Genomic DNA, 21,918 nt, shown 5'->3' with positions numbered 1-21,918 from the left:
CTGCGACGACCCTGCCGAGGATCCGCGCGCCCGCCGCGCTGATCGGCTGCTAAGCGTCGTTGGCCGGCGGGCATCAGCCACGCACCTGCTCGGCCGCTGTGGTGGAGGCGTTTGACGGTGGCTTCGGTGTCGTCGATGAGGGCGGCGACGATGTCGCCGTGGTCGGCCGCCTGGGCCGCAGGGACCACGACGGTGTCCCCGTCCAGGATCCTCGCCCCGGTCATCGAGTCACCGCACACGCGAAACCGCCGAGTTCGCCGAATCCCGGAGGCCGCGGGAGACGAACCGGCTGGTGGAGCGAAGAGATGGGCCAAAGGGAGGGCCGGTTTGGCGAGCAGACGCGAGCCCAGCCAGCAGCCAACTAGCCTCGCCCGGACCAGACCGCGAGTTTCCCGCCCGGCATCGAGATGATCCGCCAGCCTCCTGGGCCCAGCACTTCCCAAGCCTCGAACGACGGGTCCGCCCGGCTGTTGAGGTGGCAACCGTTGTCGAAGACCAGCCGCATCGAGCCCGTCTTGAAGGCCACCGCAGACAAGACCTTCGCTCCGAACAGCCCGATTGCCGCCACCACATCCTGCCGCCCCGGATCCAGGAAGACGTCCTGGCGGCCGTCGTCGACGCCCAGCGTGAGCGTGGAGGGGCATGCAAGTACCACGCGCGCATCCGAGTCGAGGCGCAGGGACAACTGATAGCTGATGCCGATCTCGGTCACGGCCAGCCCCCGCAGGTTCATGATCCGACGGTCTTCGTGCTCGGCCAGCAAAGATTCACTCACCACCGCACGATGCACCGCGGAGCACCGCCGACGCCAGCCGAATATGACCCCACGGCCGGGCAGCCCGACTCACGGCAAGGCCAGATCTCGCCGGTGATCAACACAGTCCCAGCCTCGCAAGACGCTCCTGCTCCAGAAGATCCCCGCGACCGAGTTCAGAGCTCGGCTGTCCAGGCTCCGACCGGGTGCTCGTTGGGCGGCAGCCACAGCTGCGGCTGCGAGTCCTGATGGCCCTGTCCGATGGGTTCCTCCCAGTGAAAGCGCCCGTCCGCGTCGGGCCAGGCCACCTGCAGGACCGGGAAGGGCGGACGCCGGTAGAACCCGATGGCCCGTCCGAAGAACATCCGGTACCAGCGAAGATCAGCGCAGCGGAGCCTCACCGGCAGGCCTCGGGCGACACCGTCATACTCCTGGCCGTCAGCCAGGACCGTGCCCGTCGCGGCCTTCTCGCCAAGCGTGTTGAGCATGCGGTGCATAACGCGGACATCGAGCCCGAACATGGCGAGCTCAGGCGTGCCGTGCGTGTGAGCCAGGCCAATCGTGTAGGCGAACCCCGGGCCGATCTCATCCTCGGGGACCATCACGACGTGCCATCCATGCTCGTGCACATTTCCGATGATCGTCCGCTCAACCTGGTCTGCATCGCCGCGGTCACCGTAGTCGTGGCACAGGACGCATCGGCACTGGAATGGATCACCGGTCATGCGTGCAGAGTACGAGCTGGGCGTTCGAGCCAGGTCGCCGGGCCCGCATCCGCGGCCTGTACCAGTCCCTCGGCCTGCACATCATCCCGAAGAACATCGAAAGCACCCGGCACGAGTTCGAGCGACCTCGCCGACCGCGGCATCCTCACTGAGCTCGACCCGGCCCGTTCAGCGAGCCCCAGCCGTAACAGGGCCAAGATCAGATGGCAGATCACGCAAGGCCATCGACACGGCCTCCGTCGCCGACGGCACCTCGGCGACGACCTCCCCGATAGACAGGGTGCTGAGCGTGTAGGGCTCTGCCGATGGGGTGCAGGCACAGCGGGACAACAGCGAGGCGCGGGCGCGTCCTGGTGGAGAAGCGCAGTGTCCAGTGGCTTGTGAACGGATGGAGCCGCCGCAACGCCGGCTCGGCGTATGCGGCTTCGATGAGCGCGCGGTACTCCGGCCAGTCCACCTCGACTGCCTCCGTGCGCAAGTGCTGCCACCCGGACCTCAAGCCCGAACACCACGGGCGAGTCCAGACTCAGCAGCCTGTGCGGATCCACGTCCCGGCGAGTTCCGCGACCCAGGCGGCGACCTCCCCGGGAACCGGTGGGGGTGCGGCCACCACGACCACTTCGCTGACTCCCGCCGCAGCGAGTTCCGCGAGGTGGGCCGGGGTGCCGTCGCTCGGCGCCACGGCGACCGTGAGCTCGTCGAGGGTGCGGCCGTGGCGGGCGCACTCCTCGCCGAGCTCGGCGATGCTCGCCGGGACGTCGGCCACGGGCACGTTGAAGCCGTACCACCCATCCCCGGACCTCGCCGCCCGACGCAGGGCGGCCCGGCTGTTGCCGCCGACCAGGACCGGCAGCCGGCCGCCCCGCAACGGCTTGGGGTGGACCCGGATCCCCTCGAAGCGGACGAACTCGCCACTGAAGGAGGCGGGGTCCTCAGTCCAGACGGCGCGCATCGCGGCGAGGTACTCGTCCGTGCGACGCCCACGCCGCTCGAAAGGGACACCGAGCGCCGCGAACTCCTCGGCCGACCAGCCGACCCCAACACCGAGCCCGAACCGGCCGGCGGACAGGACGTCGAGCGTGGCCGCCTGCTTGGCGACCACGACCGGATTGTGCTCCGGCAGCAGCAGCACACCCGTGGCGAGCTCAATCCGCTCGGTGACCGCCGCAGCGAAACTCAGCGCGAGCAGCGGGTCGAGCCAGTCGGCATCCGCCGGAACGGCGATGCGACCATCCGCCGAATAGGGGTAGCGGGAAGCGGGCGCGTCCACGAGCACCACGTGCTCGCCGCACCACAGCCTCGCGAAACCGCACGCCTCCGCCGCCGTGGCGACGGCCCGGATCACCTCCGGCCGGGCACCGTCACCGATGCCCAGCGCGTGCAGACCTACCCGCATACCGCGCCTCCTGACCACACCTTAGACGCGAGAACGCCACCGCAACCGGCAGGACGCGCCGCCCCGCACCGGGCACACGGGTCACACCGCCGTGATCGCGGTGAGCAGGATCCACACGTGGCCGAAGGGGTCACGAAGCATCGATTGCCGCGCGCCATACGGCATATCGGCCGGTGCACCCAGCAGTTCGGCGCCGGCGCTCACGGCTGTCGTGGTCAGGGCATCGACGTCCGGCACGTAGACGTGTAGTGCCACGGACGCTCCCTCGGGGCCCGGCGCGGAGACGGGGGCGTGGGCATCCCCCAGCATGAGGGTGGAGCCGTGGATCCCGATCTCGGCGTGGATGATGCGGCCGGTGTCGCCTTCGAGGCGGTAGAGCTCGACGGCGCCGAAGGCCTCCGTATAGAACTCGATCGCCTTGGCGGCGCCGTCGACCATGATGTGAGGGATGACGGCCTGCTTGTGGTGTTCGGGGATGTCCATGTGGATCACGGTAGGTCGGCTGCGATCCGCCAAAGATCGGGCAGGAGCCGCAGCGGGCCTACGACCTTCGACCTACCCGCCGGATCCGAGGGAGTCGCGCTCGAAGCGGCAACGGCACTCGTGCGAGACCCCTTGGCCGACCGAGGTCTCGAAGTGTCCAGGGTTGGTCGCCGCTGTGCTGCTGCTCGAGTTCTGGCAGCTAGTGTGGGTGTCCCGACGTGGCCGCGCGACAGTGCCGAGTGATCCGCCTGGTCAGGCTTCGGCTCGGCCTGAGTCGCATCGACCAGACCGCAGGCGGAGGGGTACGCCTGTGAACCACCCGTCAGGGCGGGTCAGCCAGTCGGCAAGACGCTCAGCAGCGCTGCCGTGCACTGCACTGCACTGCACCCAAGCGCGTTACACCCAGGATCTGACGCTGCATCATGTCTCAGGTGACCATGACTTGCACCAGCCGGTACCAGCACCACGCGGGCAGCGGACGGGACCATACCCTCCCCGCCGCCACCACCCACCAAGATCAACCCTGCCAAACACTGCACGCCCACACCCGCCCTCAACACAGAACAGGTATGGGGCGCACAGAAGGGTTGTCAGACCATCGGGCACGCCCACCCACGCGCTGACCAGGGACAACACGTCGAGCTACCACACGGCCTCTGCGGTGCGGTTGATCGCCCACCTGCACCAACGTGGTATAGAACCAGGCATCCAGGGACAGGAGCTGACGACGGATCGGTGACCGGCGAGCTGTACGACGGGGCGGTTCCGGTACCCGCGGCCCGGGGGTTGGCCAGCTGCCGGCTGCTCTCCTCGAAGACATCCTCGGCCCGGCGGCAGGACAGCCGGGCCAGGCCGGTGACCTCGCAGACGTCAAGTGTCGGCGTCCCGGCGCTCGCGCGGCGCTCGGTCAGGAACAGCGGACCGGCGGTGCGGCCGGCGATCAGGCGGGGCGGTGGGATTCGTAAGCGAAGACGTTCTTGCCGATGGCTTCCTGCAGGGCGCTGACGCGGTCCTCGAGCGCCTGAAGATCGGTGGCGCGTCCGTCCGACCATTGGCCGAGCGCGGCGACCATCGCCCGTCCGTTGCCGATGAACGCCTGGACCATGCTGCTGTCCTGAGGCAGGGTGCGCAGTCCGGAGGCCGGCGGCGGGGCCTGCGCTCCGACCTCGAAGTCGTCGAAGGCCATGGTGAGTTCGGTGACCAGACGGACCGTGTCCTTCGGGTCCTTCATCGTGAAGATCGCCAGATTGAAGTGATCGTCCTGCTTGTCCTTGTACAGCGCGATCTGCTCGCCCACACAGCCCTTGCCCTCCTTGATCATGGCAATGAGCCTCGGACCCACCGAGTCCGGCTGGGTGCAGGAGCCCATGGTGGCGGTACCCACCTTCGTGTAGACCGCGCCTCCTGCGGACACTTCCGCGGGGAATGCCTGCGCCAGCGGGATCTGGGGGCGGTCCGCAGCGGCCGCGCCGGCGACGGAAGCCGTCGCGGTGGCGGTCCCGCCGGCACGGCTGTCTGTGGTGTCCGGCGCGGGCTGCACCACCTTGAACACAAAGAAGGTCAGTGCGGCGGCGGCCAGGGCCAACGCGAGATTGCGGGGCCAGTCCCGCTTTTGTGGTGCGTCACCGTCGGAGCCACCCCTGGCCCCTTCGACGATGGTCGCAGCCTTCACGAAATCGTCGTCGAGCGTGACGTTCCAACGCTCGTCGCCGTCCGGCTGGTTCTGGTCTGAGGTCGGGCCACCGTCGTGCATAGCGTCATACCGTAGTGATCACACGGACCGCGCCGGATCTCGGGCGGTCACAACTCGATCACCATTCGATACACGGACCTGCGACTTTCAGGTCGATGGCCTTGTCCCCAGCCCTTCACAGACTGTCACGGAGTCCTGCTACGCCAGACAGCGAAAGTGCAAGCGGACCACTTCGTCACTGACGGCGAGTGAGGCCAGGCGAGAGCCTCCAGGGACGATAGCTCGGGTTGCTTCCAATCCCGATCGAGTCGCCCGCGCTGGTCACCCGCATCGAAGTGCGCCGTCGCACCACCCGGTCTGGAACGCCTTGGCTGGAGGCTCCGATCCAACTCTCGGACACGAATCCGCTGTCCTTGCCCGGCGTCGTCGAGGGCAGGTCGGGCCTGCCCAAGACGGAGTTCCAGCGCCAGGTCTGCACTCTGCTCGAACATTGGCAGCGAGCCACCGGGCGCACCGAGAAGGTGCTGTTCCTCCCCCGGTGACTCCGGACGTAGAGGTGAGCTCGGGCCCTGTCCTCTCCGTGATCACGGTGGGGTACTGTCCCCGTCGACGTCGGTGAGAAGTGCTCCCCGCGCCACAAGGGGACGACCATGAGCAAGCACGACCAGGAGACGGTGCAAGCACCGCGTGCCAAGGCAGCAGTCACCTTCGCCGCGGTCGTTCTCCTCCTCCTGGCCGGTGCCGCCGCGACCCTGGCCTTCAGTGTTCCGCAGATGGTCGCCGCCGCGCGCTGGACCGGAACACCCGGACAGATTGCCATCCACACGTGCAACCAGATCCCTCGGCATGAAGTGGTCTGCGACGGCACCTTCCAGTCCGACGACGGACGCACCGTGGACCCCGACGCGTCGATCACCGCGCCCCTGTCGCCAGGAGACGTACTGCCCGTGCAGCGCACCACGAGCGGTACCTATGACCGCGTGGGCGTATCAGCCTTCTGCGGATTCCTAGCCGTGTCACTGTTCGGCTGCTCCCTCGCAGCCACCGGAGTCATGCTCCCACTCGCGCTGACTCGCCGATTCCGACTGCGCGCAGTCTGGCTCGCGGTCGCGCTGATGGCCTGCACGGCCCTGGCATCGGCCTTTGTCGGCGGCATCGCCGCGATCGCGTCGTCCTAGGCATATCCCGTATCCCGACCGCAGGACCAGACGTCCGGAGACGGAAGCTGACAACGTCTGTCGCGAGGAAGACGTACCAACTCGGAGATGGGCGGGCGCGACGGCGATGGATGGCGCGGAAGAGGACCACACCCGTCGCAGACGCTGCCTGGAGATCGTGTGGTGCGTGTGCAAGCAGGTGCACCTTGCATTCGGATCTAGGGACTCCGCTTCAAATGAACGCCCGTGCACGCGTATTGACTACTTTTGCCGCTTCAGTCGCACTTGTCGTAAGTGCCACGGCGGCCTGCTCGTCCACTCAGCCGGTGTCGACCTCCAGCAGCCCCGCATCGGCGCCGTCGAACAGCCCGTCAGCTTCCGACCCCTACGTATTGGCCAACCAGGCCGAGTATCGCCTCATGTCTGCCTCTTCGGTGCACATGCAGGGCAGCGTCACCAGCAGCGCAGGGATTTCGGTGGTGAACCTCGATGTCGTTCCCGACACGGGATGCGTCGGATCCATCGACATCATGAAGCTCGGGACAATACAGCTGATCGAGATCGGCACGAAAATCTGGATCAAGCTGGACAAGGCCTACTGGCAGGCGAAGGGCTTCCACGACAGCAGCCAGCTCCAGTCGCTGACGAACAAGTACATCGCCTCCGACACCAGCAACCAGGCAGCTGCCAACATTGCCAAGGCGTGTGACCTGAGCAATGAGACGAGCGACCTTATCAACCCTCCGAACCTGAAGCGGCAAGGCAAGTCCACGCTCGACGGTGAACCTGTCGTCGCATTCCTCAGCACTGTCAGCGGGTCCACCTACGAGGTCAGCGACACAACCTCACTCACGCTGGTGCGCATCCAGGCCGACAGCAGCAGCGTGCGAGAGAACATCAGCTTCACGAGCTACGGCGCTGCCGTCTCCCTCACACCGCCCAACGCCGCAGACACAATCGACGAAGCGGTACCGGGCCTGTGAACGCCCAGTCCCCAGCTAGGGTGCGACGCGCCTCCTTGCACCGCAAAGCTGACGTCGCATCAAGTACGGGCGCCCTGCGCCAGCCGGTGCGAAGTGCCCCCCCGGCCACTCGCCGACCCGCGGGAGATCGCGGAACTGACAGGGCTGGAATTCCTCGAGCTCACACCAGAGGACTGGCGCGTCCTCCTCGACGCCGGTGCAGTCCCGCGCACCCTGTCGGCAACCTCCATCAGCGCTCGCAGCAACCGGGGCCCACGCCCGATCGTGGCCCTGGCGAACGAAAACCTCGCGCTGTGGGACCGCCCCCCGATCACCGAGACCATCGTCGATGGCGACCTGGGGCCCTTGCCCTAGCCACCCCAGTCGAACGCACCGCCCAAGCGGCACAGCCGCCGCACTGTCCCAGCGCAGCCGGCCGTGGTCTTCACGGCCGGCTGTCAGTGCTGATCGCCATCATGAGGGCATGGGCAACCCGCACTTGGCCACCGGCAGCGTCTGGCTACTCCACCGCGGCAGCCAGGAGGTCGCCCGGCTGATCGTGACCGCCGCCGACTGGCCCTGGATGCACGCCGTCGTCGAGCCGCTTCCTGATTTCGAGGAGTTCCGCCCCGCTCTTCGCCGAGCAAGAAGAGGCCATCGACCAGGAGGATTTCGCCTCACATTCACCGACTCGACGCTCACGTCGACCGACAGCACCTCGACACCCGCGATCAACGGAAACAGCAGCCCCTCTAAGCGTGGCACCAGATCGTCCACGGTCCCGCACTGTGGGCCGCAGCGGCCGAGGGACTGGCGAATTTCGGGCAACTTCCCGACGCCGACCTCACCGCAATATCGTCACTCACCGTGCACAGGTCACGGAAGTTGAGCCAGAACCCTTCTTGCGACAGCGTTTGTTCGTGAGTCTGGACAGCCCCAGGTGATCACGCGGCTCCAAACTGCTCACGACAAATGACAGCAGTCCTGCGGACCCCCGCGTTCCGAATGCCTTCTGAGTACGGATACTCATGCACCGTGAGTCGTTGACCGCAATACTGGCGCGAGTCGCTGACGAAGAGGTGGCTCGCGTGACACGTAGAAACTGGGAGGCCGGACTGTCGTGCCTCGCCGTGGCGGGCTTCGTGGTGCAGGGCGTAGTGATCACGGCCCTGCTCGGCATCGCAGCTGTGCTACTTCACAGCCACGGCTGGTTCTCAGAACCTCACGATCGCGCTCTGCTGTGGGACGACACCGCGGCGTTCATCGGTCTGCTCTGCGGTGCCCCGTTGATCGCATTCCTGGTCCGCAAGCGATCCTCCGAAGTGGGGACGGGCATCCTGATCACGGTCGCTGCGTTCGTGATCCTGCTGGCTCTGCGTCCCTCCTCCGGTTGATCCTTATCGCCTTCACCTCTGCCCTTCGTGATGGCGGTCGTGGTGTCGTCAAGATTCGATGCGCGAGCCCATCGTCGGCCAACCTGCGGAACTCGTGGTCCGCGTCGTCGAGGGCAGCAAGGCGCTTGACCATGCTCGGTGTGGTCGGGCGGCTGACGGTGGCTGTCGCGCCGGTCTCGTCGTCGGTGGCGGCGACGTTGATCTGCTCTACGAAGTAATTGCGTCCCTTCGAGTCCAGCAGCCGGCCATCGCGGCCGGACAGGCGCACCTGGCGGGCGACCTTCTGACCAAGCGTGGGCAAGACGACTTCGACCGCCGTTCCAGGCTTCGTCGTGGGCAGTTGCAGGCCGCTGAGGCGCAAGCGGCGGGCCTGGACCAGTCCGTCCTCGACATACTCTGCGAGGACGATCTCCAACTCCCGGAGCGCAAGCCGGTCGTGGTCGAAGGCGATGTAGGCGTGCAACTGTTGCTGCTGGTCCATACGCAGGGTGGACCACCAGGTGGTACGTGCGACTCGGCCGACTGTCAGCTCCTGGTCGGCGGTCGCCTCGCTACCCACTCCGAGCAGTTGGAACAGCGGCATGGTCACGCGGACGGAGCTCACTGACCATACTGGGGGGCGGTCACCTCCAGTGGATTCTGGCGTGGGAAGCGGTAGCCGAGACTCGGGCGCTGCGCGGTGTAGGGACCCTGCGCTGGTCCCAGACCAGCAGCACCGGCAACCCACTGGACCTCGAACTCGCCGTGCAGAAGATATGGCTGGCGAAGGCGAGGTCCGGTGAGGAGGCCTGGCTGGCCCACCACGGATTCGTGTCGGCCGCCCGGGAAGGCTGGATCTACGCCGACGGCACACAAGCAGCGGTCATGGTCTACCGGTTCGCCGCCCCCACCGACGCGCCGAGCATGCTCGTCGCGTGGGACGCCAACTACCGCCGGGAATCCGCGCCCGCCCCTGCTCTGACCGATCCGGCCGACGGCGGCATGGGGGGGTGTTCGCCGCCTCCGACCGAACGCTCCACGACACCACGGAGATGTCCACGCACCTCAGCGTCTACGTGATCGAAGTCCAGGTCTACGCACGCGCCGCGGCCCCCGCCATCGCCAAGGACCTCCTGCGCCAGCAGTATGCCCTCCTCAAAACAGGCGGTTCCTGACACGGCGCCTCACAGTGCGGGCTTGGACCGCGCGGACGCACGGCGGGTGGCCGGTGAGCGGGCGCACGGCCGCCGACACGATCTGGAGGTCACCACTAACCGCAACCTACCCCGCCCCTTCTGGCCGACGCCCTACACCGCGCCCAGACGGGGCCGCGGTTGCGAGGCGCTGACGCGCCACCAGGTAGAGCGAGGCGGCGCGTCAGCGACCGTCAAGGCCAGCAGCTCCTGCAGGGCGCGACGTCACCGCCTGCTGACTTGGCCCCCGTGAGCTATCCAGCATCTTCAGCTCACTCTTGCAAATCGGCTCATCCGCCGGTGGCCTTACCAGTCTGCACGAAACTGACATGGGCATTCGTCAGAGATGTCATTGCACTTCGTCAGGAAGTGTCAGTACGACTTCCCAGCTCATCGGCCGTATCCGAGTGACATCAAAATGACGAACGATCACTGACACTCTCGTCATACCATCAGGGCTCTTGTACGCTGTCGCTTCCTCCTGGGGAGCGATCCCGGGCAGAGATCGGCCTGGACTTTCCGTCGGACTACCGGGCCTTCGTAGACCTCTACGGGGCAGGTGGGTTCGGCGCGCCTGATTCATTGGCCTGCCACGTGCACGCACCGACCTCTCGCCTCCTCCCCGGAGGGCGCGAGACCGGCTTCCAGGGCTACATCCAGTGGCATGCCATGGAAATGGACGGCCTCTTCGGCGCCGAGACACTCGACGAGGAAGACGACGCCAAGCCGACCTATCGGATGTTCCCAGAACCCGGAGGCTTGCTGACTGGGGCGAAAGCGAGCAAGGCGACCTGTACTTCTGGCTCACCTTGGATGGCGATCCCGACCAGTGGCCGCCGGTAGTGATATGGGCGCGCGGGCCCGTGACTACCGACCGATTCGAGACGGGCATGGTCGACGTACTACTGCGGAGTGCGCGAGGCGAGATCCCGAACGTTCGGGCGATGCGCTCCCCACAGCACCGTTGGACGATGACGTCCGACTGGCATCACGACCGACTCAACATCTCCGCAGGTCCGGCACCCAGCTGGGCGACCGCGGAGCCCGTGGGCGAACGCGAAGCCAAGCCGAGGCCAGTACCCGCGAGGCACCCATCGATGAGGTCCGACCAGCACAGGACCTGGCACAGGCCACGCCGGAAGGCGCGCATCAGGCGGTCTGAACCGGTGAACGCGACGATGGCCTGGCAGCGCCGGACGATGAGCAGATCACGATGGCACAACTCCCGTCGCATCTGGGCAGCCTGGCCCTCGCGTCGAACGAATCGTTCGGAGAACCGCACATGTTCCGCTCAACCCGTGCAAGCCAGCGCCGAATGTCGACAGGGTTCGGGTGTTCAGGTCATCCGGCCGGACTGGTGCGTGCGCCAAAGCGACCTCAGTGCTTCGAGCTCGCTGCGGGGGAAATGCTCACCCCACTTGCCACGGTATGCACTCTCGCCGTACTTCATGGAGACCTCGTCGAAACACCGGATCACCGCTCGCGCCACAGTGTCGAGGTTCTGCTGGGACGACCAGATCTCGGTGCCGGCGATGTCGTGCTTGGAGCCGTCCGATAGTTCCAGAAGGCGGATCCACACGTCGCTGCCTGCACGACAGAAGACCCACCGGAACACCGTCGGTTCCGCTTCGAACTGCACACGTGTATCGGCCTCGCCAGTGACCAGCCGGGCGACCGCCGTCAGCAGGTCCTCGGGAGCGTTGCTGATGAAAGAGGCCGTGACCTCGACACCGGTCCGCGCATCGCCGACACTACAGACGGCCCACCCCCGGCCGATGAGAGTCCAGGCGAACCGCAGGTCAGCCACGACTGCCGTCCCGCTGCGCGAAGAAGCGTCGGCAAGCAGTCAGGTGAGCGCCGACGGGACGACCAGGTCCGGAGATGGCCTCCATCAGTGGGTCCTCTCAGCCATGAACGATCGTCAGCGCGAGGCTACCCGCCCGCCCGCCTGGAGCGGGAGTAGATCAGCCCACTCGCTGCCCGTGCTCACCCGGCGCCGTAAAGACTGGCAGGCCCGATACTCGCCGATCCGAAACAGTCAGGCCCGGCCAGCGACCACCACGACCCCGAGCAACCCCTCGCCAACCAGTCCCACGTCAGCCACTGAGTCACCGCGCCAACAGCGCAGACACCATCGCCCCTGAAGACAAAGGCCCAGACCCAGCCACACACACCACAACGAGAGCGTCACAAAAACGGCACACCACGCCAACCAGCACGGCAATACAGGCCGCGGCCCTCACCAACTCGTATTTCTCCCCCGTCATACCGGCGGCCGGCCCCGCACTCCCACAATGCGATACGGACGCAACGCGGACATCCGCCACCTGGTCCCCGTAGGTGGTCCGCGAGGGGTCAGGCGGTCGGCAGCGTGAGGTGCACCCGAACGGATTTCCCGCCGTCGGCCATGGGCACCACCTGGCTGCTGCCGCTGCGGGCGGCCGCGAGATCGGCGACCAGGCGCAGACCATATCCGCCCTGGCCGCGACTGTGCGGCAGCGGCATCGGCTGTGGCCGACGGGGGTGCCGGTCGCGGACCTCGACGACCACACCCCTGTCGTGGAGGCTCAGAACGACATCGAAAGTCGGTGACATGCAGGCCGCGTGGCGCACCGCGTTCGCGGCCAGCTCCGAAACGATCAGGCGCACGGTTTCGAGCAGGTCGTCGTCCTCAAGCCCCCACTCGCGCAGGGTGTCGGTCGCCTCACAGCGGGCCGACGACACCTCGCGGGGGTCGCTCACATGCGTGAACACGCGTCGGCACAGCGGTTGGCGCTCGCCACCGCGCAGGCCCGGTAGGACCCACACCCGCCACGGTCGAGCTGACTCATCCAAAACGCACTCCATCGTCTTCTCCCAGGCTTGTGTTGCTGCCCCCCTGAAGCGGCCACTGCCAGGCTCACTCGGCAGGGCGGCTGAGACATCCGCCACATCGCCACATCAGCGACGGCGTGACGGGCCGCGCGGGTACGCGGTTCCGCACGCGGCCCCAGCGACCGTCACGCGACGGTCCAGGCAGACGGGGCTGCGGATCCCGGCCGCAGGTTGTACGGAATGGCGACTGGGCAGGCCCGGTACAGCCATGCTGACCGCAACGGCCGAGGAGACATCCGCCATGTGACCCGCCTGCCCGCGCAGACCCGGCACGCTCGGGCCAAGGACGGGCCCAGGAGGACGGGCTCAGGCGAGGACGGAGGGCGGAGGGCGGAGGGCGGAGGGCGGAGGGCGGAGGGCGGAGGGCGGAGGGCGGAGGGCGCGCCGAGCCTTCCGGCGAGTGGGCGGCGGAGCCCCCGTTGGGGCTCCCGCGAAGCGCAGGAAAACCCTTATCTCGCACGGTGATCGGAGAGGTGGAGACCAGGTCGGCCGATCCTGCGTGCCGATCCTGGAACGCCGGCCGGACCCGGCGAACACGCGCCAACTGGCCGAACGCCGCTCAGCCGTCAGACCATCCGTCGGGCGGGTCGGCGGTTGTTCACGCTCTGCCGGGCGAGCAACGCTCGACCAGCCACGAGAACGGCGAACCGCACTGCTCCACGAAAGCGATCCCCATGACTGAACCGACCAAGGTCGCGATCATCTACTACTCCGCCACCGGCAACGTACGTGCGCTCGCGCACGGTGTGGCCCGGGGGGCCGCGAGGGCGGCGGCCGAGGTCCGGATCCGCGAGGTGCCCCGGACGGTTCAGCACGCCGCACGCAGCTCGCGCACCGCCTGGACGGCGCGCCCCCCGGACGCGGAGGTCGGGGAGGCCGAGCTCGGGGACCTGGCGTGGGCCGATGCCGTCATCCTGGGCACGCCCGCCCGCTTCGGCGTGGCCGCCGGGCAACTGCAGCAATTCATCAACGCCGCTGACGGCCTGTCAGCGCAGGGCAGGCTCGCCGACAAGGTCTATGCGGCCTTCACCTCCACCAGTACCGGCGGAGGCGCGGAAACCACACTGGTGTCTCTGAACAGCGTCTTCACCCACTGGGGCGGGATCATCGTCCCGCCTGGCTACACCGATCCGGTGGTCTTCGAGCACGGCAACCCCTATGGCATCTCCCACATCGACGGCAACGGGAGGCATCCGGTGGGCGAAGTCGAACTAGCAGACGCCGCCCACCTAGGCGCTCGGGCGACAGAGACCGCCACCCTGCTCAAGCGCGGCCGCGCCCTCAGCTGGCCCTGCGTCATTGACCCCGGAGAAGCTGGCCGAACAGGACGAACACGCCGCGAAGATCCTCCGCCTCGCCCGGCACGAGGTCGGAAGCCCGGACGCCACCTACGCCGTCGTCGAGACGCTGCTCGGGCTCTTCCAGGAGTGGAGCTCCGAGGGTCCGGTCCTCCGGGCCATGGACGATCTCCAGTGGGTCGATCCCACCTCGGCCATGTTCGCCTATCGGCTGGGGCCGGTCAGTCGGCAGGAACCGCTGCTGCTGGCGGTCGCGTGCCGAACGGGGCAGCTCGACACCCACATCGAACGCCTGCTCTGCGGCTGGCAAAGACAGCGGGCGCCAGCCACGCAGACCGAGCTCAGGCCGCCCGCCTCCTCGGCCGTGGACCAGCTGCTCGCAGCGGAAACCCTGGCAGAACCCGGCCCGCAGGAACGTGCGTGGGCGGCAGGTGCCGCAGGAAACCCGTACTACCACCCGCAGTTGATCGCCGCCCGATGACTTGCTCCGACGCCGGCGGGCGGGGGCGGCCGAGCAGGCCCGGGATCATCTCTCGCCGTCGGCGTCTCCCACGCCCGGCGCAGGGCACGGCAAGCGCCAGGCGGGTGTCCATCCGCAGCCTGACCTCACGCACGCACTACCGCCAGAGCCACGACCACCACCCCAACTCAGCCTGGCACCCGGCCGGCGGGTCGACGGCAGCTCAGATGTTGGTGGTGCGCCGCAGCATCGACGAGGGCCGGCCGTTCGAGGACCGAGCGCGCGCCGAGCGACGGCGCGCGGCGAGCTCCGCCGGCACCGGGCTCGCCCTGGACCGACAACGAAGGTCACTGTCCTCGGGCACCGACACCGGGCCCGGGTGGCCTTGCTGCTGAACGGCCGCGCCGCGACCACGCGGCGGGCATGGTCAAGCCGCTGAGGCGGGCGACGGGGTCCTGCCTTGCGTGGCGGCTGTGACCTGGGCGATGTCGGCGCGCCGGACGAGAAGCAACGCGATCGGCACGGCGCTGAGGCAGACGAGCCCGCAGACCCACAGCGCCAGCTGGAATCCGCCGGTGAGCGCGCCCGTGGGCGCATGGCCGTGGCCCAGCAGGCTGGCGGAGCGCGAGGCCGCGACGGTGGAGGCGACGGCGATCCCGATCGCGCCACCGAGTTGCTGGGAGGAGTCGATGAGCCCGGAGGCGACTCCCCCGTCGCGCTCGGTGACGCCTGCCAGGGCGCCGATGGACACGGGGATGAACACCCAGGTGACGGTCCCGGTCAGGAAGAACGGGCCCGCGAGGTCGGCCCAGAAGGTTCCGCCCGCCGGCGCCTGCGTCGCCCACAGGATTCCGGCCCCGGTGAGGGTCAACCCGACCGCCATCACGAGTTTCGCCGACGCGCGGGTGACCAGGACCTGCGCAGGGCCGGCGAGCAGCGCCCCGGTCAGGCCGACGGTCAACCAGGCCAAACCTGTCGTCATCGCGGAGTACCGAAGCACCTGCTGCATGTACAGGGTGCCGATGAAGATGTAGCCGTAGAAGCCGGCTCCGAGCAGGAACCCGACGGCGTTGGAGCCGGCGAGGGTCTGCAGCTGGAACAGCCTGAGTGGCAGCAGGGGGGCCTGCGCCCTGGTCTCGACGAGCACGAACGCGACCAGCAGGGCCGCCGCGGCGGCGAGCAGGGCCCAGGTCCGGGTGGCCGTCCACCCGACCGCCGGTGCCTGCGAGATCGCGTAGACCGCGAGGACCAGGGCCCCGGTCACAGTGACGGCGCCGAGCGGATCGTAGCGCCGGTGCGAGGCCGGCTGCCGGCTTTCCGGCACCACACGCCTGGCCAGGAGCAGCGCGACCCCACCGATGGCGACGTTCAGGTAGAAGATGTACGGCCAGCCCGCGTAGCGGGTGAGCGCGCCGCCGGCCAGCACGCCGAAGGTCGCTCCGCTGGCCCCGACCGCGCCCCACAGGCCCAGCGCCTTGTTGCGTTCGGGGCCCTCGGGGAACATGCTCATCACGATCGACAGGGCCGCGGGCAGCACCGCGGCGGCGCCCAGGCCCTGGATACCGCGCATCACGATCAGCATGGTGCTGCTGGCGGCCAGCGCGCAGGCGAGCGAGGCCGCGGTGAACACCGCCAGCCCGGCCATGAAGATCCGCCTGCGGCCGAGCAGGTCGGCGGTCCGGCCGCCAAGCAGCAGGAAGCCTCCGAAGGCGATCGCGTACGCGGTCACCACCCACTGCAGATCCGACTCCGCGATGTGCAGTCTGTCGCCGATGGTCGGAAGGGCGACATTGACGATCAACAGGTCGACCGCAGTCATGAAGTAGGCCACGGCGAGCAGGGAGAACGCCCGCCACCGGCGGACCGTGCCGGGTGGCGCGGGCGCCTGGCCGCGGACATCGTTCCTGGGGTCGGTCGAGGTCATGGGTGCCTCCGGTCGTCACTGGTCAGTCCTCACCGGGTGAAGCACCGGCCGACACGTCGTTTCGTCGCCGCGTGGCGACGATTCCGAGCCGGCGCCGGTGTTGCACTGTCAGGAGCGGCTGTCCAGGCAGCCATGCGAAAGGACGAGACCCCATGACCGAGGCGATCCTCGCCCTCGCCCAGGCGGGCGACGGTGATGCCTTCCGCGCACTCGTCGATCCCTACCGTCGCGAGTTGCAGGCGCACTGCTACCGGATTCTCGGATCGGTGCAGGACGCCGAGGACGTGCTTCAGGAGGCTCTGTTGTCCGCATGGCGTTCGATCGACCGGTTCGACGGCCGCTCGCTGCGGGCGTGGCTGTATAAGATCGCCACCAACCGGTGCCTGAACTTCCTGCGTGGCGAGTCCCGCCGCCCGCAGCCGGCCTACCTGCCCGATCACGGTGCGGACGGGGCCGGACAGGGCCGGTCCGACGATCCGTGGTGGCTCGAACCTTTCCCCGACAGCCTGGACGACCTGGCGGCCGACCCCGAGGCCCGGTACGACGTCCGCGAGTCGATCGCCCTGTCGTTCGTGGCGGGCCTGCAACAGCTGCCGCCCCAGCAGCGTGCCGTCCTCGTGCTCCGGGACGTGCTCGGCTTCCCCGCGGCAGAGACCGCGGGGATCCTCGGCACCACACCGACCGCCGTCAACAGTGCGCTGATCCGGGCCCGCGCCGCGCTCCCGCCCGACCGGCACCCGCACGAGGTGCCCATGCCCAAATCACCGGACGAGGCCGCCGTCGTCGACCGGTTCGTGAGCGCGTTCCAACGCTTCGACCTGGAAGAACTGGTGGCCCTGCTGACCGACGACGCCAGGCTGACGATGCCGCCGGAGCCCGCCGAGCACCGGGGGTCCGGGCAGATCGCACGTTTCCTCGTCCAGACCCACCGGGGTCAGGAGATCAAGCTCATGCCCGCCAGGGCCAACGCTCAGCCCGCCCTGGTGCTCTATCTCCCCGATCCCCACGCCCCGATCTGGCGGGCCAACGGCCTCATCGTCCTCTCCCTGCGCGGGGACCAGGTCCAGGCGCTCACCCGCTTCGCAAGCCCGAGCCTGCTCGCCCGCTTCGGATACCCCCGGACGCTGCCGAGAGACTGAACGGAGCACGGTGCAGCAGGTCACCTCGCGAGATCGATCGGCGGCGCCAGCCGCGCGAGCTGGTTCGACCGGGGCCGCCGGTGGGCGCGTTGCCCGCCGGCGGGCGCGAGGGGGTCGGGTCAGTGGGCGGTGGCCGCTGCGGCGCACTCGATCAGGTCGGCGACCGGCTCGGGGTCGGTGAACATGACCAGGTGGGGGCCGTTCACCTCGACAGTGTGGGCGTGGGCCCGGGCCGCCGGCGTCCAGCGCGCGCCTGGCCCGGTCCGCGGAATCGAGCGTGAGCACGGCCGCCCGTTGCAGGAACGCGGCGGCCGCGGACAGGCGCCGCGCGCTTGGGCGCGCTCCGCGGCCCCCTCAAGTTCGGCCGCGACCGCCAACCGGGCGTTGGTGACGGGGACGACCGCCCTTGCGTCGATGCCGCGCAGGGCGGCCGCACGCCACAGCAGTGCCGCGTCGCCGGTCGGGTCGGCTGCGGCGAGCAGGAGCAGTTCCCGCGACGGAGCCGGAAGTGCTTGCACCCGACTTGTGTAGGCGGCCTCGATGCTTCCGGAGAGCGAGGCAGCCGGCAGGTCGAACCCTCCTGCTAGTTGGGCGGCGGTCATGCCGCGGGCAGTTCGTGCAGCGCCAGTGGATTGCCACGAGTCTCGGCCACGATCTGGTCGCGGACCCTCGGGTCGATCGGCCCGGGCAGCAGACAGTCCAGCAGCACGCGCGCGTCCGGCTCCCCCAGGCCGCGAAGGAGCAGGAGGGGCAGACCGGCGAGGTCCTCCTGGACGTGGCGTGCGCTGAAGACCCGCCCCACCGACTCGGCCCTCAGACGACGCGCAACGAACACCAGCACGCGGGCAGATGACCGGTCGATCCATTGGACGTCGACGACCAGGAACAGCACTGGCTGTTCCTCCGCAGCGCAGGACAACAGACCCAGGACGGCCAGCGCAATCAGGAACCCGTCGGGCGAGGGCCCCGAACTGAGACCGAAGGCGACACTCAGCCGTCCAGGCGCGCGCACTCCCCTTGGCGGCCGACCAGAACTGCTCTGGACGGTTGCGGTGCGGCCCGATTCATGCCGTCGATCCTGCCCTTTCCGTTCAAGGTCCTGTGAGTGCCACCGGCCGAAGGGACGCGAGGTCTGGCCTGCACGAGGGCTCCTGACGCGCGATCAGGAAGGCGAAGCACCACCGTCCGATGCCAAGCGAGTGAGCCACTCGCGCAGCAGGTGCTGCTCGGCGCCGGTCAGGACATCGGCGTCGTCGGGGAGGGCGGCGCGCAGTGCGCGGGCCGCCGCGGCGGGGCCGGTCTCCGTGGCGGGGACCGTCGGTTCGACGCGGGTGACGGCGGCGACCATGGACTCGCGGAGGATGGTCAGCAGCTCTGGATTGCGGCGGTCCGCGGGGGTGGAATGCCAGGTGGCGACCGCGCCTTGTCCGGTGGCCTGGATGATCTGAGCGGCCAGTTCCTCGTCGACCCGCAGCCATCCACCGGCCGCGAGTCGGCGTACCCGGCCGTAGAGGATCTCCAGGCCCGCACGGTGTGCCAGGTCCACGCCCCGGCCGGTGGCCCTGTTCATCACCGCGAACAGCTCGGGGCGCGAGACCCCGAACTCCACGACCAGGTCCCAACCGCGGCGCAGCTCCTCCACCGGGTCGTGCGGGGCGAGGTCGAGCTGCGCGCGCTTGCTCTCCAGGAACTGCGCATAGCCGTGCTCGGCGACCGCCTCCAGCAGCCCTTCCTTGTCGCCGAACAGGCGATAGATCGCCGGCGGCTGCATTCCGGCGGCGGCGGCGACCGCGCGGGTGCTCACCGCGTCCGGGCCGCCCTTCTCCAGCAGCTCGACGGCCGCCTCGACGATGCGGCCCCGGGGGGTGTCGGTTGAGTCGCGCGTAGGCATGAATCGATGATATCGGCAGACTGGTTCCGGCGGAATTTCCAGTGTTACCATCATGGTGATTCCACTGGAAACAGCGTGGGGAGAACCCAATGATCATCGTGACCGGAGCCACCGGAAAGCTCGGCCGCCGCACCGTCGAACGCCTCCTGGAGCGCGTCCCCGCCGATCACGTCGGCGTCAGCGTCCGCGATCCCCGGAAGGCCCAGGGCCTCGCCGACCGCGGCGTCCGCGTCCGGCAGGGCAGCTTCGACGACCCCGCCTCGCTCGTGCACGCCTTCGAGGGGGCCGAGCAACTGCTCTTCGTCTCCCTCGACCGCACGGGCGAGGAGTGCGTCGCCGGCCACCGCACCGCCATCGACGCCGCCGTGAAGGCCGGCGTCGGCCGCATCCTCTACACCAGCCAGATGGGCGCCGCACACGACTCACGTTTCCAGGCATGCCGCGACCACGCCCGGACCGAGGACCTGCTGCGCGCCACCGGCCTGCCCTGGACCGCGCTGCGCAACGGCTTCTACGCCTCCAGCGCCATGCTGTTCCTGGAGTCCGCCCGCCACACCGGCGACATCGCCCTCCCCGCCGACGGCCCCGTCGCCTGGACCGGCCACGACGACCTCGCCGGGGCCACCGCGGCAATCCTCACCGAGGAGGGCCACTTCGACGGGCCCACCCCGCCACTCACCGCTTCGGCGGCACTCGACTTCGACACCGTCGCCGAGATCGCGACCCGAGTCACCGGACGACCCTTCACCCGCACCGTCGTCCCCGACGACGCCTTCCGCGAGCAGGCCCTGGCACACGGCGCACCGGCCCCGATCGCCGACCTGATGCTGAGCATCTTCGCCGCGGCGCGCGGCGGCGAGTTCACCGCTGTCGACCCGACGCTGGCCGAGCTGATCGGGCGAGAGCCCGCCACCTTCGGCGCCCAGCTGGAGCGTGCCTGGGCCGAATAGATCCAGCGGGGCTCCTCACGTGCGGACTTCAAGGAGTCTCCGCAGGTGGTCAGCGGGGTGACGACGCTCCGCCCGAGAGCGCGGAGCGGATCAGCCGCGCGCCGATCGGGTCGCCCGCGCGGGTCAGGGCGGCCAGCGGCCAGGTCAGGCCGGACACCACGCGGGCCATGGCGGGGCTCTTTCTGCGGACGAGACGGGTGCCGAGCACGTGCAGGGCCCGGGCTGTCGCCGGGAGCGGTCGGAAGAAGACGGTGAACTCGGTGATCTTTCCCTCCGGCCCGACCCGCAGCAGGTCGGTGCCCTCGATGGGCTGCCCGCCGATCCGAGCGGACCAGGCCAGGAACCCGGTCATGCCGCTGGACACCTCGTCGGTGTAGTGGAAGTCCTCCAGCACGTCGAGCAGGACCTCCACCAGGACCCCGATCTCGCTGCGCCCGGCGAAGACCAGACGCATGGTCAGCGGAGAGCGAAAGACCGCGTCGGGCGCGAACGTGTCCAGGACTGCGGAGGCATCGCGCGCCTCCATCGCGGCGCGCAGCGCCAGAACCGCCGGATTGCGTTCGCCGGGATTCCGTTCGCCGGGATTCCGTTCGACGGGAGACATCAGCGCCTCCGGAGGAGTGAGAGTAGCCCTGTCATCAGGGCCTGGCTGCGCCGCGGCCCTTCGGCTCGTCCGCCCTCTCCGGGCTTCCCGGGCGGCGGTGGGACGTGGCTGCCCCGACGTGGCCACGCTAGATCCACTTCCGGTGCCCCGCATCCGCTGGCCGCCCGCGGCCCGACACCCGGTGATCCTGGTGACGCGTCAGTTGCTTCGGAAGATCCTGGCCCCGTGGTGCCGCAAGTCCCCGATGATCTCGGAGGTGGTGCCGCTGCTCTGCCTGCATGGACTGTCCTCCGGGGACTTCGTGCCCGGGCTGGGGCAGCACCTCGGCGGCACAGCCGGCTGTCGCCCCCGACCGTGACCCGGCTGACGAAGCAGTGAAGCGAGGACCACACCGCCTTCCAGGATCGGGACCTGTCCGATCGCGACTTCGTCTACGTGTGGGCGGACGGGGTGCACCACAAGTTCCGGGGCGGGCAGGCGCACTCGTGCGTCCTGGACCTGCTCGGCGTCCGCCTGGACGGCACCGAGGAGCTGATCGCGCTGGGCGAGAGGCTGCGGGCGTCCACCGTGTCGTGGGGCGCCCTGCTGCGCGACTGCCCCGACGCGGCATACACGGCCCCGAGCTGGTGGTCGGCGCCGGCCATGGGCTTGTGGCGGGCACAGGCCGAGGTGTTGCCAGCCGCCCGGCACCAGCACTGCTGGCCCACAAGGCCCGGAACGTCCCGAACTGCCTGCCGAAGTCCGCACAACCGAGCGCGATCAAGGCCATGCAAGAGATCTGCAACGGGGAGAACCGAGCCCACGCCGGGAGGGCCATCAAGGCGCTCGCCCGCACCTACACAGCAAGTGGCCGAAGGCCGTCGCGAGGATCCCGGCGACCGGGAGTCACGAGCGTTGTGTGGACGGGGTCCGGTTCCGCCGTTCCGGCGGAAAGCACACACGAGCCTACCGGTGGCGGGGTGGGCCCTCAGTGAGTCCGCGCGCCGCCTCCGTAGGGGAAGATCGAGACTTAGGTGATGGATTGTCAGAGATGGTCTACCAC

General features: G+C 68.9%; 22 protein-coding genes and 3 pseudogenes. 10 read left to right on the top strand and 15 right to left on the bottom strand.

What is annotated here, in order from left to right; genetic code table 11:
• Positions 1-128: 128 nt before the first annotated feature.
• The 7 genes and pseudogenes from I2501_RS41005 to I2501_RS32970 form a co-directional block, all read right to left on the bottom strand.
• Positions 129-224, bottom strand: a pseudogene (locus I2501_RS41005) (LexA family protein); the annotation flags it as partial.
• A 137-nt stretch (positions 225-361) separates the two neighbouring features.
• On the bottom strand, positions 362-775 hold the full coding sequence (locus I2501_RS39925) for a DUF6188 family protein (protein ID WP_196197989.1): 414 nt from the start codon (positions 773-775) through the stop codon (positions 362-364).
• Positions 776-930: 155 nt separating this feature from the next.
• Positions 931-1,479: a DUF4262 domain-containing protein gene (locus I2501_RS32985; RefSeq protein ID WP_196197988.1), complete on the bottom strand. Its 549-nt coding sequence runs from the start codon at positions 1,477-1,479 to the stop codon at positions 931-933.
• A gap of 168 nt (positions 1,480-1,647) precedes the next feature.
• Positions 1,648-1,978, bottom strand: a pseudogene (locus tag I2501_RS39920) (DUF6193 family natural product biosynthesis protein).
• Between the two features lie 27 nt (positions 1,979-2,005).
• Positions 2,006-2,875, bottom strand: coding sequence for an LLM class F420-dependent oxidoreductase (locus I2501_RS32980; RefSeq protein WP_196197987.1), 870 nt, complete (start codon positions 2,873-2,875; stop codon positions 2,006-2,008).
• 81 nt (positions 2,876-2,956) lie between these two features.
• Positions 2,957-3,358 (bottom strand): VOC family protein, encoded by a 402-nt coding sequence (locus I2501_RS32975; RefSeq protein ID WP_196197986.1) that lies wholly within the window; start codon positions 3,356-3,358, stop codon positions 2,957-2,959.
• A 940-nt stretch (positions 3,359-4,298) separates the two neighbouring features.
• Positions 4,299-5,111 (bottom strand): hypothetical protein, encoded by an 813-nt coding sequence (locus I2501_RS32970; protein ID WP_196197985.1) that lies wholly within the window; start codon positions 5,109-5,111, stop codon positions 4,299-4,301.
• A 227-nt stretch (positions 5,112-5,338) separates the two neighbouring features.
• Between I2501_RS32970 and I2501_RS32965 the strand changes: the two genes are divergently transcribed.
• The 4 genes from I2501_RS32965 to I2501_RS32950 all read left to right on the top strand — a co-directional run bounded on the left by I2501_RS32965 (position 5,339) and on the right by I2501_RS32950 (position 8,564).
• Positions 5,339-5,593 (top strand): hypothetical protein, encoded by a 255-nt coding sequence (locus I2501_RS32965; protein ID WP_196197984.1) that lies wholly within the window; start codon positions 5,339-5,341, stop codon positions 5,591-5,593.
• 108 nt (positions 5,594-5,701) lie between these two features.
• Positions 5,702-6,229, top strand: a complete 528-nt coding sequence (locus I2501_RS32960) for a hypothetical protein (RefSeq protein ID WP_196197983.1) — start codon at positions 5,702-5,704, stop codon at positions 6,227-6,229.
• Positions 6,230-6,534: 305 nt separating this feature from the next.
• Positions 6,535-7,191, top strand: coding sequence for a hypothetical protein (locus I2501_RS32955; RefSeq protein ID WP_196197982.1), 657 nt, complete (start codon positions 6,535-6,537; stop codon positions 7,189-7,191).
• A 1,022-nt stretch (positions 7,192-8,213) separates the two neighbouring features.
• Positions 8,214-8,564: a hypothetical protein gene (locus I2501_RS32950; RefSeq protein WP_196197981.1), complete on the top strand. Its 351-nt coding sequence runs from the start codon at positions 8,214-8,216 to the stop codon at positions 8,562-8,564.
• On the opposite strand, the gene I2501_RS32945 is transcribed toward I2501_RS32950, so the two are convergent.
• On the bottom strand, positions 8,512-9,153 hold the full coding sequence (locus I2501_RS32945; protein ID WP_196197980.1) for a hypothetical protein: 642 nt from the start codon (positions 9,151-9,153) through the stop codon (positions 8,512-8,514). The two genes, I2501_RS32950 and I2501_RS32945, sit on opposite strands and share 53 nt — an antisense overlap.
• A 400-nt stretch (positions 9,154-9,553) precedes the next feature.
• Here I2501_RS32945 and I2501_RS32940 point away from each other — a divergent pair, with 400 nt between their 5' ends.
• On the top strand, positions 9,554-9,718 hold the full coding sequence (locus I2501_RS32940) for a hypothetical protein (RefSeq protein WP_196197979.1): 165 nt from the start codon (positions 9,554-9,556) through the stop codon (positions 9,716-9,718).
• 1,354 nt (positions 9,719-11,072) lie between these two features.
• On the opposite strand, the gene I2501_RS32935 is transcribed toward I2501_RS32940, so the two are convergent.
• Complete coding sequence (locus I2501_RS32935) at positions 11,073-11,543, bottom strand: hypothetical protein (protein ID WP_328806821.1); 471 nt, start codon at positions 11,541-11,543, stop codon at positions 11,073-11,075.
• A gap of 548 nt (positions 11,544-12,091) precedes the next feature.
• Positions 12,092-12,490 carry an ATP-binding protein gene (locus I2501_RS32930; protein WP_196197978.1) on the bottom strand — a complete coding sequence of 133 codons (399 nt, stop codon included), beginning with the start codon at positions 12,488-12,490 and terminating at the stop codon, positions 12,092-12,094.
• A 794-nt stretch (positions 12,491-13,284) separates the two neighbouring features.
• Here I2501_RS32930 and I2501_RS39910 point away from each other — a divergent pair.
• Together I2501_RS39910 and I2501_RS32920 are read left to right on the top strand one after the other, a co-directional pair.
• Positions 13,285-13,719: pseudogene (locus I2501_RS39910) on the top strand (NAD(P)H-dependent oxidoreductase); the annotation flags it as partial.
• Between the two features lie 190 nt (positions 13,720-13,909).
• Positions 13,910-14,389 (top strand): hypothetical protein, encoded by a 480-nt coding sequence (locus I2501_RS32920; protein WP_196198029.1) that lies wholly within the window; start codon positions 13,910-13,912, stop codon positions 14,387-14,389.
• A 406-nt stretch (positions 14,390-14,795) separates the two neighbouring features.
• Here the strand turns inward: I2501_RS32920 and I2501_RS32915 are convergent, their stop codons facing one another.
• Positions 14,796-16,292, bottom strand: a complete 1,497-nt coding sequence (locus I2501_RS32915) for an MFS transporter (RefSeq protein ID WP_196197977.1) — start codon at positions 16,290-16,292, stop codon at positions 14,796-14,798.
• A gap of 152 nt (positions 16,293-16,444) precedes the next feature.
• Between I2501_RS32915 and I2501_RS32910 the strand changes: the two genes are divergently transcribed.
• On the top strand, positions 16,445-17,431 hold the full coding sequence (locus tag I2501_RS32910; protein WP_196197976.1) for an RNA polymerase subunit sigma-70: 987 nt from the start codon (positions 16,445-16,447) through the stop codon (positions 17,429-17,431).
• A gap of 119 nt (positions 17,432-17,550) precedes the next feature.
• Here the strand turns inward: I2501_RS32910 and I2501_RS32905 are convergent, their stop codons facing one another.
• The 3 genes from I2501_RS32905 to I2501_RS32895 form a co-directional block, all read right to left on the bottom strand.
• Positions 17,551-17,949 (bottom strand): hypothetical protein, encoded by a 399-nt coding sequence (locus I2501_RS32905; protein WP_196197975.1) that lies wholly within the window; start codon positions 17,947-17,949, stop codon positions 17,551-17,553.
• Positions 17,950-18,029: 80 nt separating this feature from the next.
• The gene (locus I2501_RS32900; RefSeq protein ID WP_196197974.1) at positions 18,030-18,323 is read right to left on the bottom strand and encodes a hypothetical protein; all 294 of its coding nucleotides are present in this window, start codon (positions 18,321-18,323) and stop codon (positions 18,030-18,032) included.
• A 270-nt stretch (positions 18,324-18,593) separates the two neighbouring features.
• The gene (locus I2501_RS32895) at positions 18,594-19,322 is read right to left on the bottom strand and encodes a TetR/AcrR family transcriptional regulator (protein WP_196197973.1); all 729 of its coding nucleotides are present in this window, start codon (positions 19,320-19,322) and stop codon (positions 18,594-18,596) included.
• An 89-nt stretch (positions 19,323-19,411) separates the two neighbouring features.
• Between I2501_RS32895 and I2501_RS32890 the strand changes: the two genes are divergently transcribed.
• Positions 19,412-20,272 carry an SDR family oxidoreductase gene (locus I2501_RS32890; RefSeq protein ID WP_196197972.1) on the top strand — a complete coding sequence of 287 codons (861 nt, stop codon included), beginning with the start codon at positions 19,412-19,414 and terminating at the stop codon, positions 20,270-20,272.
• A 49-nt stretch (positions 20,273-20,321) separates the two neighbouring features.
• On the opposite strand, the gene I2501_RS32885 is transcribed toward I2501_RS32890, so the two are convergent.
• Complete coding sequence (locus tag I2501_RS32885; protein WP_196197971.1) at positions 20,322-20,876, bottom strand: nuclear transport factor 2 family protein; 555 nt, start codon at positions 20,874-20,876, stop codon at positions 20,322-20,324.
• Positions 20,877-21,311: 435 nt separating this feature from the next.
• Between I2501_RS32885 and I2501_RS32880 the strand changes: the two genes are divergently transcribed.
• Positions 21,312-21,893, top strand: coding sequence for a hypothetical protein (locus tag I2501_RS32880; protein WP_328806819.1), 582 nt, complete (start codon positions 21,312-21,314; stop codon positions 21,891-21,893).
• Positions 21,894-21,918 lie beyond the last annotated feature (25 nt).

The organism is Streptacidiphilus fuscans, assembly GCF_015690355.1.
GTDB lineage: Bacteria > Actinomycetota > Actinomycetes > Streptomycetales > Streptomycetaceae > Streptacidiphilus > Streptacidiphilus fuscans.
Note: the sequence above shows the minus strand (reverse complement) of the source record. Positions and strands in the feature narration are given on the sequence as shown.

What these genes read in the sequence shown, in the direction of transcription:
- I2501_RS32970 (WP_196197985.1), bottom strand. Translation starts at nt 5,111, where the DNA reads ATGCACGACGGTGGCCCGACCTCAGACCAGAACCAGCCGGACGGCGAC.
- I2501_RS32960 (WP_196197983.1), top strand. Translation starts at nt 5,702, where the DNA reads ATGAGCAAGCACGACCAGGAGACGGTGCAAGCACCGCGTGCCAAGGCA.
- I2501_RS32895 (WP_196197973.1), bottom strand. Translation starts at nt 19,322, where the DNA reads ATGCCTACGCGCGACTCAACCGACACCCCCCGGGGCCGCATCGTCGAG.
- I2501_RS32910 (WP_196197976.1), top strand. Translation starts at nt 16,445, where the DNA reads ATGACCGAGGCGATCCTCGCCCTCGCCCAGGCGGGCGACGGTGATGCC.
- I2501_RS32885 (WP_196197971.1), bottom strand. Translation starts at nt 20,876, where the DNA reads ATGTCTCCCGTCGAACGGAATCCCGGCGAACGGAATCCCGGCGAACGC.
- I2501_RS32980 (WP_196197987.1), bottom strand. Translation starts at nt 2,875, where the DNA reads ATGCGGGTAGGTCTGCACGCGCTGGGCATCGGTGACGGTGCCCGGCCG.
- I2501_RS32985 (WP_196197988.1), bottom strand. Translation starts at nt 1,479, where the DNA reads ATGACCGGTGATCCATTCCAGTGCCGATGCGTCCTGTGCCACGACTAC.
- I2501_RS32975 (WP_196197986.1), bottom strand. Translation starts at nt 3,358, where the DNA reads ATGGACATCCCCGAACACCACAAGCAGGCCGTCATCCCTCACATCATG.
- I2501_RS32890 (WP_196197972.1), top strand. Translation starts at nt 19,412, where the DNA reads ATGATCATCGTGACCGGAGCCACCGGAAAGCTCGGCCGCCGCACCGTC.
- I2501_RS32915 (WP_196197977.1), bottom strand. Translation starts at nt 16,292, where the DNA reads ATGACCTCGACCGACCCCAGGAACGATGTCCGCGGCCAGGCGCCCGCG.